A 14,411-nucleotide genomic window follows, 5' to 3' on the forward strand; every position below is an offset into this window, starting at 1 on the left:
CATTTTATATAAAATAGTCAAAAACTTATTATTCAGATTTACGCAAACGTTTGAGCTAACCGGTACTTTATGATAGAATAAAGAACAAGATTGACAAGTAAGAGGAAACATCATGCAAAATCAAACACTCATGCAATACTTTGAATGGTATCTGCCCCACGACGGTCAGCACTGGACGCGTCTGGCTGAAGATGCTCCACACCTAGCTGATCTCGGTATCAGCCATGTCTGGATGCCACCAGCTTTTAAGGCGACCAATGAAAAAGATGTAGGCTATGGGGTCTATGACTTATTCGACCTAGGCGAGTTTAACCAAAAAGGAACTGTCCGCACCAAGTATGGTTTCAAAGAAGACTATCTTCAAGCCATTCAAGCTCTAAAAGCACAGGGAATTCAACCTATGGCCGATGTGGTGCTCAATCACAAGGCTGCTGCTGATCACATGGAAGCCTTTCAAGTTATCGAAGTAGATCCGGTTGACCGTACAGTTGAACTTGGAGAACCCTTTACTATCAATGGCTGGACTAGCTTTACCTTCGATGGTCGCCAAGATACCTACAATGACTTCCACTGGCATTGGTACCACTTCACAGGTACAGACTACGATGCCAAACGTCGTAAATCTGGGATTTATCTGATCCAAGGGGATAACAAGGGCTGGGCAAATGAGGAATTAGTCGATAACGAAAACGGAAATTACGACTACCTCATGTATGCTGACCTAGACTTTAAACATCCTGAAGTCATCCAAAATCTCTATGACTGGGCAGACTGGTTCATGGAAACGACTGGTGTGGCAGGTTTCCGCTTGGATGCAGTCAAACACATCGATTCTTTCTTTATGCGCAATTTCATCCGTGATATGAAGGAAAAATACGGTGAGGATTTCTATGTTTTTGGTGAATTTTGGAACCCAGACAAGGAAGCCAATCTAGACTATCTTGAAAAAACGGAAGAACGATTCGACCTTGTTGATGTTCGTCTCCACCAGAATCTCTTTGAAGCCAGTCAAGCTGGCGCAAACTATGACCTTCGTGGTATTTTCACAGATAGCTTGGTTGAACTCAAACCTTACAAGGCTGTAACCTTTGTCGACAACCACGATACCCAACGTGGTCAGGCTCTTGAATCTACTGTTGAAGAATGGTTCAAACCAGCAGCCTATGCCCTCATTCTATTACGCCAAGATGGGCTTCCATGTGTCTTTTACGGAGACTACTATGGGATTTCAGGGCAGTATGCTCAACAAGATTTCAAAGAAGTCCTTGACCGCCTCCTAACCATCCGAAAAGATTTGGCCTATGGAGAACAAAATGACTACTTTGATGATCCTAACTGTATCGGTTGGGTACGTTCAGGTGCTGAAAATCAACCCCCAATCGCAGTCCTTATCTCAAATGACCAAGAAAACAGCAAATCAATGTTTGTCGGCCAAGAATGGGCTAACCAAACCTTTGTAGATTTACTTGAAAACCACCACAGTCAAATTACAATTGATGAGGAAGGTTATGGACAATTTCCAGTCTCAGAAAGATCTGTAAGTGTCTGGGCAGCCAATACAATCTAATAGCTAATGATAATCAAGTCAGGTCCAATCGGATTTGGCTTTTTTGTAATCACAAAAAGACCTACCCAAATGGATAGATCTTTGTTTTCTTACAATTTACCTGCTACCGCATCCAACAATTCTTGGATTTTAGCTTGGTTGCTTCCTCCTGCCATGGCCATGTCTGGTTTACCACCACCACGTCCATCGACGATTGGTGCCAATTCTTTGACAAGGTTTCCTGCATGAAGGTCTTTTGTCTTGCTTGCTACAAGGACATTGACCTTATCACCGATAGCAGCAACTAGGACAAGCAAATCAGAGTAGTCTTTTTGTTTCCAGTTGTCCGCAAAGGTACGAAGGGCACCGGCATCTGATACAGACACTTGACTAGCAATGTAACGGTGACCGTTGACTTCCTTAACATCCTTGAAGATGTCGCCTGCGGCTGCAGCTGCGGCTTTTTCTTTCAACTCAGCATTTTCTTTTTGAAGTTGACGAAGTTGTTCTTGAAGTCCTTCCACCTTGTGAGGTACTTCTTTAAGTTGAGGTGCTTTAAGGGTTGCTGCAACAGCTTTAAGAGCGTCTTCTTGTTCACGGTAGGCTTCAAAGGCTTCCTTACCAGTTACCGCCAAGATACGGCGAGTTCCTGATCCGATACCTTCTTCTTTGACAATCTTGAAGAGACCAATCTCAGAAGTGTTGCCAACGTGGGTACCACCACAAAGCTCGATAGAGTAGTCACCAATAGTAACAACACGGACTTCTTTTCCGTATTTCTCACCAAAGAGGGCCATAGCTCCCATTTCCTTGGCAGTCTCAATATCCGTTTCAACTGTCTTCACTTCAAGAGCTTCCCAGATTTTCTCGTTGACTTGCTGTTCAATCGCACGCAATTCTTCAGCAGTTACTGCTTGGAAGTGGGTAAAGTCAAAACGAAGGAATTCTACTTCGTTAAGAGATCCTGCTTGTGTTGCGTGGTTTCCAAGGATGTTATGAAGAGCAGCGTGAAGCAAGTGAGTCGCAGTGTGGTTTTTCATGACACGGTGACGACGATTAGTATCGATTGCCAGCGTATATTCTTGATTTAAGGCAAGCGGTGCAAGGACGTCAACAGTGTGAAGTGCTTGTCCGTTCGGAGCTTTTTGAACATTGGTCACAGTAGCCACGACCTTACCTGACTCATCCAAGATTTGTCCGTGGTCAGCGACCTGTCCACCCATTTCAGCATAGAATGGCGTTTCCGCAAAGATAAATGAGGCAGTTCCTTCTGATAGAGCTTCTACTTCTGCATTGTCAGCCACGATAGCCACCAATTTAGAAGACAATTGGCTAGCATTGTAGTTGAAGACACTTTCTACAGTGATGTTTTGAAGGGTTTCATTCTGCATACCCATTGAACCACCCTTGACAGCTGAGGCACGCGCGCGTTCTTGCTGTTCTTTCATGGCTGCTTCAAATCCTTCACGGTCGACAGTCATACCAGCTTCTTCAGCGATTTCTTCAGTCAATTCAACTGGGAATCCATAAGTGTCATAAAGTTTGAATACATCTTGACCAGCAATGACAGATTGACCTTTTTCTTTCAAGTCAGCTACAATGCCTTGGGCAAAGTGTTGACCTGAGTGAAGAGTACGAGCAAATGACTCTTCCTCGCTCTTAACGATTTTTTCGATAAAGTCACGTTTTTCAAGCACTTCTGGGTAGTAGCTTTCCATGATTTTTCCAACAGTTGGAACCAGTTTGTAAAGGAAAGGCTCGTTGATACCCAATTTTTGACCATGCATAGAAGCACGACGGAGAAGACGACGAAGGACGTAACCACGACCTTCATTTCCAGGAAGGGCACCATCACCAATAGCAAATGAAAGAGAACGGATGTGGTCAGCGATGACCTTGAAGCTCATGTTGTCGCCATCTTGGTCATAGACCTTACCAGACAATTTCTCAACTTCACGGATAATCGGCATAAAGAGGTCAGTTTCAAAGTTTGTCTTAGCCCCTTGGATAACCGCCACCAAACGCTCCAAACCAGCGCCCGTATCAATGTTCTTGTGTGGCAATTCCTTATATTCACTACGAGGAACAGCAGGGTCTGCGTTAAATTGTGACAGAACGATATTCCAGATTTCAATGTAACGGTCGTTTTCGATATCTTCTGCAAGCAGGCGAAGACCGATATTTTCTGGGTCAAATGCTTCCCCACGGTCAAAGAAAATCTCTGTATCTGGTCCAGAAGGTCCTGCACCAATCTCCCAGAAGTTGTCCTCGATTGGAATCAAGTGACTTGGATCCACTCCCACTTCAATCCAACGGTTGTAAGAATCTTTATCGTCTGGATAGTAGGTCATGTACAGTTTTTCAGCTGGGAAGTCAAACCACTCAGGGCTTGTCAAAAGCTCATAAGCCCAAGTGATAGCCTCATCACGGAAGTAATCCCCAATAGAGAAATTCCCCAACATTTCAAACATGGTATGGTGACGTGCTGTCTTCCCTACGTTTTCGATGTCGTTAGTACGAATCGCTTTTTGGGCATTAGTAATACGTGGATTTTCAGGGATAATGGTTCCATCAAAGTATTTCTTAAGGGTTGCTACCCCAGAGTTGATCCACAAAAGAGTTGGATCATTTACAGGAACCAAACTCACTGATGGTTCTACTGAGTGACCTTTAGTCGCCCAGAAGTCAAGCCACATTTGGCGTACTTGTGCACTAGATAGTTGTTTCATATTGTCTCCTTATTGCTTGTTTAATTTGATTGACTTTCCAGCATTTCCACATAGTCAATAGCGACACAGAGGGAAATGACTAGATCTGCATAAGCGTCCTCCAGAACCGTTACGGTATAGGTAGAGGTCAGATGAAAGAGTTCTTTCCTGATTTCCGCAATCAACTGATCACGATCATCCAGTAGTTTGAAATTCAAATCCCAGATATTGCCCTCGATACGAAGCCCCAGATTATCAAACTCATACTTATCTCGCCAGAAGGTCAACTTCTTACGAATTACAAAACTCGATCCATCCTGAAGCTGAATCTCAAAACGAGGAAGTAGAGTCCAAATCTCTTTACTAATCTCACTGACTTGGTTACCAAATGCATCATAGATAGTAAAGGTTTTGGGAATTTTAAAAAATGATCCCTCTACCTGATAGGCGATTTCTCCCCTGTCATCCTTGATAGCAAAGCGCTCGCCTCCAAGACGAAACTTTTGTTTGACAAGAAATGTTTTCATCAACACATCCAAAAAATCAAAAGACAAGTTCATATCACGAAGGGCGAAAAACCGCGGTACCACCTTCATTCAATGAACTTGTCATTCTCTTATTCTTATGCAATTGTATGATTGAGTAGCATGACTTCCTAGCTTAGATGGCTCGCAGCACCGCCATTTCTCTGGACTAAGACAACTGAAAATCAATTCTCAACTTTCTTATTATATCGTTTTTTTAAGCTTGCGTCAACTGGAAATGATCCCCATTTAAATAACCCATTCCCTACATCTCTTCTTACTTTTTCAGGATATATTTTTTCTTACTGCTATCACTCTTTTTATCCCAACTTTTATCCCACATTTTCGAATTGCTAAAAATAGCTACGAAAATATTCCAAAATATAAAGTTTCCTATCACCAAATATATGGAATCAGTTGTTAGGTATTGTCGATCCAAACCATCCTTTAGATAGAATAGTATATATGTTTGGTTAAAAATCATTAATGTTGGCCAATAACTTTTTTTGAAAAAAGTAGACATTTTCATTATTTGTTACCGCTTTCTGTAAGGTTAAACTTAGTATACTACTAGACAGGCAAATAAGCAACTATCATAGAAAAAGATACCGTTATAAAAATTTCCTTTTACATAAAAAAACGAACCAGCTTGACTGATTCGTTTCGTGACTGCTAACTCTACTTCCGATACATTTTAAACTGTAGGAAGAGGTCGCTATATTTGCCTGTCCATTTATGGTCAAATTTCTCATAAACTTCTAGGTGTTTCATAGTTTCAGCGTCTGGATAGAAGGCCTTGTCTTCTTTTTTCTCCTCTGGGAGTAATTCCTTAGCTGGTAGGTTTGGTGTTGAATAGCCAACATACTCCGCATTTTTGAGAGCATTTTCGGGTTTCAACATAAAATTGATAAAAGCATAGGCTGCATCTTGGTTTTTGACTGTTTTGGGAATAACCATATTGTCAAACCAAAGGTTGCTGGCCTCTGTCGGTACCACATAGCGTAGATTTTCATTTTTTTCTAGCATTTGGCTGGCTTCACCAGAGAAGGTCACGCCGATAGCAGCATTGTTCTGAATCATGTAGCCCTTCATCTCGTCGGCAACGATAGCCTTGATATTTGGAGTCAGTTTATAGAGCTTATCCACTGTCTCTTCCAACTGCTGGGTATCCTTGGAGTTGAGGCTGTAGCCTAGGGAGTTGAGCCCCAATCCCAGCACCTCACGCGCCCCATCAAAGAGCATGATAGAGTTCTTATACTCTGGTTTCCAGAGGTCGTCCCAATGCTCAGGCGCTTCATCTACCATAGTTTCATTGTAGACAATTCCCAAGGTTCCCCAGAAGTAAGGGATGGAGAATTTATTGCCTGGGTCAAAGGACTGATTGAGGAACTCTGGTCCGATATTTTCAAGACCTTCAAGTTTTGAATAGTCAAGCGGTACCAAGAGATCTTCGTCCTTCATCTTGTTGATCATGTATTCACTTGGGATAGCAATATCATAAGTCGTTCCACCCTGCTTAATCTTGGTGTACATGGCTTCATTGGAGTCAAAAGTCTCGTACTGGACTTGGATTCCTGTTTCTTCTGTGAATTTCTCCAAGAGTTCAGGATCGATATAGTCCCCCCAGTTGTAGATTACCAGTTTTTGACTATCTCGACTATTGATTTTACTATCTAGATGCGTCGCAATTCCCCACAAGACCAGGATAATGGCTGCAATTCCTGCTAAAAATGAATAGAGTTTTTTCATGCTTGCTCCTCCTTCTCACGTGAGATAAAGTAATACCCAACAACCAGGATAATACTAAAGAGAAAGACAAGTGCAGACAGTGCATTGATCTCTAACGAAATCCCCTTACGAGCGCGAGAGTAAATCTCGACTGACAGGGTTGAAAAGCCATTTCCCGTTACAAAGAAGGTCACGGCAAAGTCATCCAGCGAGTAAGTAAAGGCCATGAAATAACCTGCAATGATAGACGGTGTCAGGTAAGGAAGCATGATTTCCTTAAACATCTGAAACTGGCTGGCACCAAGGTCATAAGCCGCGTGAATCATATCATCATTCATCTCCTTGAGACGAGGCAAGACCATCAAGACCACGATAGGGATGGAAAAGGCCACGTGACTAGATAGAACCGTCAAAAAGCCAAGTGAAAACTTGAGTTGAGTAAAAAGAATCAAGAAGCTGGCACCAATCATAACGTCAGGCGCAACCATGAGGATATTATTGAGTGATAGAAAAGCTTCTTGGTATTTCTTACGAGACTGGTAGATGTAAATGGCACCAAAAGTCCCGATAATGGTCGCAATCAAGGCTGACAGGAAGGCCAAGAAAAAGGTCTGAGTCACAATCAACATAAGGCGACCATCGCCAAACATGGTTTTAAAATGGCTCAAGCTAAAGCCTGTAAAGCTATTCATGTCATTGCCTGCGTTAAAGGCATAGCCAATCAAGTAAAAAATCGGCAGGTAGAGGACAAGAAAGACCAGTCCCAGATATAGATTGGCAAATTTTTTCATCGTTCTCTCCTTTCCTTGGTCACCCACATGGTGATGAACATGGTCAAGATGAGAATCACACCGATGGTTGAACCCATACCGTAGTTGTCATTGGTCAGGAAGTTCTGCTCAATGGCAGTCCCCAAGGTGATAACGCGGTTCCCACCAATCAAACGGGTCAGCATGAAGAGACTCAAACTTGGGATAAAGACCGACTGAACCCCACTTCGCACGCCGTTCATAGACAGAGGAAAGATGACATGACGGAAGGTCTCCCACTTGGTCGCACCGAGGTCGTAGCTGGCATTGATGAGGTTGTTATCCATATCGTCCAAGACATTGAAAATCGGCAATATCATAAAGGGAAGCTCGATGTAGCTTGCGACAAAAATAAAGGAGAAATCGGTAAAGAGCAACTGTTGTGAACCGATTCCGATAAATTCCAAGAATTGGTTAATAGAGCCATTTTGACCAAAAATCCCGATAAAGGCATAGGCTTTAAGGAGCAAATTGATCCAGGTTGGCAGGATAATCAGCATAAGCCAGAGTTGACGGTGCTTGAGACGGGTCAAAAAGAGGGCTGTTGGATAGCTGATAAGCAAGGTCACAAAGGTCACAATCCCTGCATAGAGTACTGAGTTGAAACTCATTTTAAGATAGGTCAAGTTTTGTGACGCAAAGTAAGACTTATAATTTTCTAAACTAAACTGACCTTCAATATTGAAAAAGGATTGTCCGAAAATCAAGACCAAGGGTGCCAATACAAAGAGGGCAATCCAGAGCATGTAGGGCACTACAAAGAGTTTAGAGCTTGTTTTCTTCATCTCTCTCCTCCTCGATTGCATTGATCAGACCTGCTTCTTGCTCTTCAATTTCCACGTATTCTTCGATACGGGCATCGAACTCTTCCTCGGTTTCGTTGAGACGCATGATGTGGATGTCTTCTGGTTCAAAGTCCAGACCGATTTCCTCACCCACGATGGCCTTACGAGTCGAGTGGATCATCCATTCATTTCCAAGTTCGTCATAGGCGATAATTTCATAGTGAACCCCACGGAAGAGCTGGGTATCGACCTTAACTTGGAGCTTGCCTTCTTCAGGAAGGGTAATGCGCAAGTCTTCTGGACGAATCACGACCTCAACAGGTTCATTTGGCTTCATCCCACCATCGACCGCTTCGAAGCGTTTGCCATTAAACTCAACCAAGTAGTCCTCAATCATGGTACCTGGCAAGATGTTTGACTCGCCGATAAAGGTGGCAACAAAATGGTTAATCGGCTCATCGTAGATATCTACTGGTGTTCCAGACTGGACAATCTCGCCATCATTCATGACAAAAATCCAGTCACTCATGGCCAGGGCTTCTTCCTGATCGTGAGTGACAAAGACAAAGGTAATGCCCAAGCGTTGTTGCAGTTCACGCAACTCATACTGCATGTCTGTTCTTAATTTCAAGTCCAGCGCTGACAAAGGCTCATCCAACAAAACCACACGGGGTTGGTTGATGATGGCACGGGCAATAGCCACACGCTGACGTTGTCCTCCAGAGAGTTTACGAATGGAACGTTTTTCATAACCTTCCAACTGAACCATCTTGAGAACTTCCGCTACGCGTTTCTCGATTTCTTTCTTGTCAATTTTACGCAAGCGGAGTGGAAAGGCAACATTTTCAAACACATTCATATGTGGAAACAAGGCATAGGATTGGAAGACCGTATGGACGTCTCGCTTGTTGGTTGGGATGTCATTGATACGGACACCATCCAGCAAAATATCTCCTGTCGTCGCATCCAGTAAACCTGCAATGATGTTAAGGATAGTTGATTTCCCTGACCCAGATGCGCCTAGAAGGGTATAAAATTTCCCCTCTTCCAACTCAAAGTTGATGTCTTTGAGAACCTTGGTGTTGCTGTCTTCAAAAACTTTAGAGACGTTTTTGAATTCAATAATTGGTTTTTTCAATTGTCATTTATTCCTTCTTTTTCATAGATTAACAGATCAGGGCTCTGTCAGGCCGCTACTACCTCGTGTAGGAGATTGAACTGCCTACATTCTTCTGCACTGACGATAGGCTTTCACCCCCTTTCCATGACATAGCAGCAGCTTTTCAGCTAAAACTTCCTACTTGCTTTCACCTAAAATACGGACCTCTCTCTCAAGAGTAACGCCAGAGTGTTCCTTGACTTTTTCAATCACAGACTCAATCAAGTCCTCGTAGTCTTTAGCCGTTCCATCAGCGACATTGATCATAAAACCTGCGTGTTTTTCTGAGACTTCTACTCCACCAATACGATAGCCTTTCAAACCAGCTTCTGAAATTAATTGACCTGCAAAATGACCTACTGGACGCTTAAAGACCGAACCACAAGATGGATATTCTAAAGGTTGCTTGAGTTCACGTAGATGCGTCAAACGATCCATTTCTTGCTTGATAACCTGATGGCTTCCTGGAGCTAGGGCAAATTTAGCTGACAGAACAACTGCACCAGACTCCTGAATAGCTGAATGGCGGTAACCAAAAGCCAAATCTTTGGCAGACAGGGTCTCGATTTCTCCATCCTTGGTCAAAACCTTACAAGACTGCAAGATGTGGGCAATCTCGCCACCATAGGCACCCGCATTCATAAAGACAGCACCACCGACGCTCCCTGGAATGCCACAAGCAAACTCAAAGCCAGTCAAACTATGACGAAGGGCAATGCGAGTTGTTTCAATCAAGTTGGCACCAGCTTCTGCTTCAATAGTATAGCCATCAACAGAAACATTATTGAGCTTGTCACACAAGATGACAAATCCACGAATTCCACCATCACGAACGATGATATTGCTGGCATTTCCAAGAACCATCCAAGGGATGTCTTCTTGATTGGCAAATTTAACAACGCGCGCCAACTCAAAACGATTTCGTGGAAAGACCAAATAATCGGCCTCTCCACCTACTTTTGTATAACTATAGCTATGCAAGGGTTCTTTGAAACGGATATCAATCCCTTCTAAGATTTCAAGCATGTTTTCTTTTACTGACATGACACTCTTCCTTTTACAAAATTCATTCCATTATACCATTTTTAAGACCATTTGACGACCCTAAAAAAATCTTGGGCTTATTTTAAACAAAAAAAGAGGTTTCCCCCTTTTTCTTATGATTTTTTGCAAAAGATAGCCTTGGTTCCATAGGCAACTAGGATCAGTTCAACTAGTAGAATGACTTCAACTAAGACTGGACTTGTAAGCCAGCCAACTTGGGCTAGAGATGGTGCCAGGTCAAAGAAGGCATGTAGGCCATAGGCTGCTAGGAGATAAATCCATTTCTTCTGGCGAACAGCTTGGTAAACCCAAACAGTCAAAAGCAATTGGAAACCTAGAGCCAAAATTCGCTCAAAACCAAGCAAATAAATCTGCCAGACAGAAAGTGACTGAATGGTTTTTAACATATTTTCAGACAGCAATTGCATGACCTGTGGATTCTGAGTTTGAACTGCTGAGAGAACGATGTAGAGATTAATCAAACTAGTAAGACCTAGGAAAATCAACTCCAAGCCACCATGCCCCAATCCATAAGCCAAGGCATCTGCCTTTTCCAAACTTCTCTTTTTCTCCAACCATTTGAAGAAAATAAGACGAGCAGTTTCCTCAAAAAATGCTGCCATGGCTAGGCCATAGATGATATAGACAAGCGGATGGTCTTGCAAAAGGGCAATACTACCGTCTTTTTGAGGATGTAAAACCAAGATATGCACCAGTTTTTCCAAAATCTGTGAAGAGACAAAGAAGGCTACAGCCCCCAAGCCCAAAACAGCTAGATTGATCTGGTATTTCTTTTTGGCATACCAAACGCTTCCTATCAAGAAAGCCAGCAACAGCAACATGGTAATGATAATATGAATGGTCATTTTCTTCTCCTATTCCGCCTTTTCAATATCTTTTTTCATCTCGTCAACATTGAACTTAGCAAACAAGTATTGACGGTCTTGGACTGGGAAACGTTGGTCCAACTGATCAACTGCTCCCACCTCGATAATCCCTTCCTTGATAACAAAGTCCATGACATGCCCACCGAAGGTCAAATCATCTGAGATGAAGTGTAGATGGTAGCCTGCCACACTGACTCCATGGAAAATCTCTGGCGTCCAGAAACCAACGATGGTCCCCGCCACATTGTCACGACTATATTCCGGTTGACGAGTTGCGACCTCAGCAAACTTGGTATCTGGTGTCGACTTGGGAATCATGCGCACATGCATATGCGAAAATTCCCCACGAATCTTGATAGAGCGGAAAAGATTTTCCCCATCATAATAAGACTCGATTCGCTCTTCCAATTCCTTGTCTGTCATCTCAAAGCGCTGGCGGAAAATGACCTCTGCCTGATGCGGTACTACTGCTGCGTAAGGAATAAGGGCATCTGGTGACACTTCTACAATTTCCGGTTGCTCTCCTAAGCCTTTGGCTTGATAAGCCTTGCCATCCAAGACAATCAATTCTCCATCAATGGAATCCAAGGTTCCCAAACCAAGGTCACCATGCTCCAGTAATTCTCCTACTGTCATGGTCCCACCATAAAGGCCGGCCATCAAGGCTCCTAGGGTATTGTATTGAAATAATTTCACTGGTTCCTGCACGTTCTTATCCATTCTCTTTCTTGTATATTATTCTATAAATCTTACTCCTAAGTATACCACATTTGCCCCTAGATGTGAACGAGAGAAACACTATAGACATTGCCAAGAAGGAAAAAAAAGGTACAATGTAACAAAATCAAGGGAGGTCTGGAATGAAGAAACAAAGCAAGTACCAAGAGGTCATTTCCTATCTAAAAAATGGTATCGAGTCTGGACGATTTCCGACGGGAAGCCGCCTGCCTTCTATCCGTCAACTGAGCCTTGACTTTCACTGTAGCAAGGATACTGTCCAACGAGCCCTGTTGGAATTACGGCACGAACAATACCTCTATGCCAAGCCCCAAAGTGGTTATTATGTCCTAGAACAAGGGCAACACCAGGATCTAGAAATCGAAGTCACTGACGAACATGCCAGTGCCTATGACGATTTCCGACTCTGTGTCAATGAAACCTTGATTGGTCGGGAAAACTACCTCTTCAACTACTATGATAACCAAGAAGGATTAGAAGACTTAAGACAATCCATCCATAAACTCCTCTTTGACCAAGCTCTCTACTGCAAGACAGACCAGTTGGTATTGACTTCTGGGACCCAACAAGCCCTTTTTATCCTTTCTCAAATTTCCTTTCCTAGCCAAGCAAAGGAAATCTTGGTGGAACAGCCGACCTACCATCGGATGAATCGCCTCTTGATTGCTCAAGGTCTGGACTATCAAACGATTGAACGAGGCATTGATGGAATTGACTTGGAGGAACTGGAAGGCCACTTCAAAACAGGACAAATTAAGTTTTTCTATACCATTCCTCGTTTTCACTATCCTCTGGGACATTCCTATTCAGAGCAGGACAAACGGGCTATTCTTGACTTAGCTGCCAAGTATGGTGTCTATATCGTAGAGGACGATTATCTGGGTGATTTGGACTCCAAGAAGGGCCAGACCTTCCACTATCTAGATACAGAGGAGCGCGTCATTTATATCAAATCCTTCTCAACCAGCCTCTTTCCAGCCCTGCGGATAACAGCACTCATTCTTCCAAATGCTATCAAGGAAGCCTTTGTGGCCTACAAAAATATCCTAGACTACGACAGCAACCTCATCATGCAAAAGGCCCTGTCACTCTATATTGACAGTCAATTATTTGAGAAAAATCGGCTAGCTCGCTTATCCAATCAGGAAGCTTACCAAAAACAAATCGAGGAAAGACTAGCTAAAACACCTTGTCCCCTTCCTCACTTTCCGCTTCATGATAGTTTATTGCTAGACCTGAGACAGTATCCTAAAATCGCCAGTCTCAAGCACAGTCAACTGGGCTTAGACTTCTTTGAAGAGGCATACTTGGATGCCTGCCCTTATCAATTTGCTAAGGTGTCCTTAGAGAACCTGGAAAATGTTTTAAACTATTTAAAAGCAGAATTGGATTGACTTCCAACTCTGCTTTTTTCTTATACTCTTCGAAAATCAAATTCAAACCACGTCAGCGTCGCCTTACCGTACTCAAGTACAGCTTGCGGCTAGCTTCCTAGTTTGCTCTTTGATTTTCATTGAGTATTATTCTTCAACTTCTGTTAAGGTTGCCGCTTTTTCAAGATATTTTTGGTAGGTGCCGTCATCCTTGAGTTTTTTGATGACCTTGTCCACCACTTCTTTCAAATCAGCACTATTTTTTCTAAGGGCAACTGCATTGGCTTCGCCGTCCTTCATCTTCAAGCTGACAGTTGCAACAGCTAAGTCGGCATTTTTAGCAGCGTAGCTAAGGGCAACTGGCTCATCCATGTGAACAGCATCAACTTTTCCAGCCTGCAATTCATTAACTGCTTCACCCATATTGGTTAGGGAAGTTAATTGAGCTTTTGGCAATTGTTCCTTGACCATAGATTCTGGAACAGTCCCTTTTTGGGCTGCAATATTAGCACTTTCTAAGCTAGTTAAATCCTTGTATTTTTCTACATCAGACTTACGAACCAAGAAACTAATCTTGTTTTCATAGTAAGGGATTGAAAAATCAAAAACTTCTTTTCTCTCGTCAGTAGCGCTAATTCCTGCAACTGCTAGGTCAGCCTTACCAGTTTGAAGACCGGTCAAGACATTGTCAAAACTCATGCTTGAAATTTCCAACTTCACCCCAAGTTCATCAGCGATAGCCTGAGCCATATCAATATCCGCACCGACTACCTGATTTTTCCCGTCAACTAAAGACTGAAATTCAAAAGGTGCATAGTCAGGACTGGTCGCCACAACTAATTTCCCCTTTTGCTTAATGGCTTCAACAGCTGACTGAGAACCATTCGAACCTGACTGGCAAGCTACTAAGAAGAAACTTGCAAGAAAACTACATAAAACAAATATCCATTTTTTTGATTTCATAAATAAACAACCTCTCTGTTAATTTTGTATAATTATAACTCTATCCAAGTTGCTTGTCAAGTGTTTTTTGAATTTTTATCTTAAAAATATTTTTTTAATTCAAGAAAAGGAGCTATCAGTTGATTTCAAGCTCCTTTTTATACAGAA

At 42.7% G+C, this 14,411-nt stretch carries 13 protein-coding genes; 2 read left to right on the top strand and 11 right to left on the bottom strand.

The window, feature by feature from the left end; genetic code table 11:
- Window positions 1–112: 112 nt before the first annotated feature.
- Window positions 113–1,567 (top strand): alpha-amylase, encoded by a 1,455-nt coding sequence (locus tag B7696_RS04760; protein WP_084862446.1) that lies wholly within the window; start codon window positions 113–115, stop codon window positions 1,565–1,567.
- Window positions 1,568–1,656: 89 nt separating this feature from the next.
- Here the strand turns inward: B7696_RS04760 and alaS are convergent, their stop codons facing one another.
- The 10 genes from alaS to budA form a co-directional block, all read right to left on the bottom strand.
- Window positions 1,657–4,275: an alanine--tRNA ligase gene (gene alaS / locus B7696_RS04765; RefSeq protein WP_084862448.1), complete on the bottom strand. Its 2,619-nt coding sequence runs from the start codon at window positions 4,273–4,275 to the stop codon at window positions 1,657–1,659.
- 20 nt (window positions 4,276–4,295) lie between these two features.
- Entirely contained in the window at window positions 4,296–4,781 is a 486-nt protein-coding gene (locus B7696_RS04770) for an LURP-one-related/scramblase family protein (RefSeq protein ID WP_049488628.1), read from the bottom strand.
- Window positions 4,782–5,055: 274 nt separating this feature from the next.
- Entirely contained in the window at window positions 5,056–5,307 is a 252-nt protein-coding gene (locus tag B7696_RS04775) for a hypothetical protein (RefSeq protein ID WP_084862450.1), read from the bottom strand.
- Window positions 5,308–5,456: 149 nt separating this feature from the next.
- Window positions 5,457–6,527 carry an ABC transporter substrate-binding protein gene (locus B7696_RS04780; RefSeq protein ID WP_084862451.1) on the bottom strand — a complete coding sequence of 357 codons (1,071 nt, stop codon included), beginning with the start codon at window positions 6,525–6,527 and terminating at the stop codon, window positions 5,457–5,459.
- Entirely contained in the window at window positions 6,524–7,297 is a 774-nt protein-coding gene (locus B7696_RS04785) for an ABC transporter permease (protein WP_049552460.1), read from the bottom strand. Before B7696_RS04785 ends, B7696_RS04780 begins: the two co-directional genes overlap by 4 nt.
- The gene (locus tag B7696_RS04790) at window positions 7,294–8,100 is read right to left on the bottom strand and encodes an ABC transporter permease (RefSeq protein ID WP_000753801.1); all 807 of its coding nucleotides are present in this window, start codon (window positions 8,098–8,100) and stop codon (window positions 7,294–7,296) included. The genes B7696_RS04785 and B7696_RS04790 overlap by 4 nt, the downstream gene beginning before the upstream one ends.
- Complete coding sequence (locus tag B7696_RS04795) at window positions 8,081–9,238, bottom strand: ABC transporter ATP-binding protein (protein ID WP_000742895.1); 1,158 nt, start codon at window positions 9,236–9,238, stop codon at window positions 8,081–8,083. The genes B7696_RS04790 and B7696_RS04795 overlap by 20 nt, the downstream gene beginning before the upstream one ends.
- A 159-nt stretch (window positions 9,239–9,397) precedes the next feature.
- A complete protein-coding gene (murB, locus tag B7696_RS04800) occupies window positions 9,398–10,303 on the bottom strand; it encodes a UDP-N-acetylmuramate dehydrogenase (RefSeq protein WP_084862453.1) in 906 nt (301 codons plus the stop codon).
- 113 nt (window positions 10,304–10,416) lie between these two features.
- Entirely contained in the window at window positions 10,417–11,169 is a 753-nt protein-coding gene (locus B7696_RS04805; RefSeq protein ID WP_084862454.1) for a YhfC family intramembrane metalloprotease, read from the bottom strand.
- Window positions 11,170–11,178: 9 nt separating this feature from the next.
- Complete coding sequence (budA, locus tag B7696_RS04810; RefSeq protein ID WP_084862456.1) at window positions 11,179–11,910, bottom strand: acetolactate decarboxylase; 732 nt, start codon at window positions 11,908–11,910, stop codon at window positions 11,179–11,181.
- A gap of 140 nt (window positions 11,911–12,050) precedes the next feature.
- Between budA and B7696_RS04815 the strand changes: the two genes are divergently transcribed.
- Window positions 12,051–13,322, top strand: a complete 1,272-nt coding sequence (locus B7696_RS04815; protein ID WP_084862458.1) for an aminotransferase-like domain-containing protein — start codon at window positions 12,051–12,053, stop codon at window positions 13,320–13,322.
- 126 nt (window positions 13,323–13,448) lie between these two features.
- Here the strand turns inward: B7696_RS04815 and B7696_RS04820 are convergent, their stop codons facing one another.
- The gene (locus B7696_RS04820) at window positions 13,449–14,264 is read right to left on the bottom strand and encodes an ABC transporter substrate-binding protein (protein WP_084862460.1); all 816 of its coding nucleotides are present in this window, start codon (window positions 14,262–14,264) and stop codon (window positions 13,449–13,451) included.
- Window positions 14,265–14,411 lie beyond the last annotated feature (147 nt).

This window comes from Streptococcus mitis (assembly GCF_002096815.1).
GTDB lineage: Bacteria > Bacillota > Bacilli > Lactobacillales > Streptococcaceae > Streptococcus > Streptococcus mitis_AD.

Bases quoted from the DNA above. Each gene is read 5' to 3' on its own strand.
- B7696_RS04760 (WP_084862446.1), top strand. From the start codon at position 113: ATGCAAAATCAAACACTCATGCAATACTTTGAATGGTATCTGCCCCAC.
- B7696_RS04770 (WP_049488628.1), bottom strand. From the start codon at position 4,781: ATGAAAACATTTCTTGTCAAACAAAAGTTTCGTCTTGGAGGCGAGCGC.
- B7696_RS04775 (WP_084862450.1), bottom strand. From the start codon at position 5,307: ATGAAAATGTCTACTTTTTTCAAAAAAAGTTATTGGCCAACATTAATG.
- B7696_RS04805 (WP_084862454.1), bottom strand. From the start codon at position 11,169: ATGACCATTCATATTATCATTACCATGTTGCTGTTGCTGGCTTTCTTG.
- B7696_RS04780 (WP_084862451.1), bottom strand. From the start codon at position 6,527: ATGAAAAAACTCTATTCATTTTTAGCAGGAATTGCAGCCATTATCCTG.
- murB (WP_084862453.1), bottom strand. From the start codon at position 10,303: ATGTCAGTAAAAGAAAACATGCTTGAAATCTTAGAAGGGATTGATATC.
- B7696_RS04790 (WP_000753801.1), bottom strand. From the start codon at position 8,100: ATGAAGAAAACAAGCTCTAAACTCTTTGTAGTGCCCTACATGCTCTGG.
- B7696_RS04820 (WP_084862460.1), bottom strand. From the start codon at position 14,264: ATGAAATCAAAAAAATGGATATTTGTTTTATGTAGTTTTCTTGCAAGT.
- budA (WP_084862456.1), bottom strand. From the start codon at position 11,910: ATGGATAAGAACGTGCAGGAACCAGTGAAATTATTTCAATACAATACC.
- alaS (WP_084862448.1), bottom strand. From the start codon at position 4,275: ATGAAACAACTATCTAGTGCACAAGTACGCCAAATGTGGCTTGACTTC.
- B7696_RS04815 (WP_084862458.1), top strand. From the start codon at position 12,051: ATGAAGAAACAAAGCAAGTACCAAGAGGTCATTTCCTATCTAAAAAAT.
- B7696_RS04785 (WP_049552460.1), bottom strand. From the start codon at position 7,297: ATGAAAAAATTTGCCAATCTATATCTGGGACTGGTCTTTCTTGTCCTC.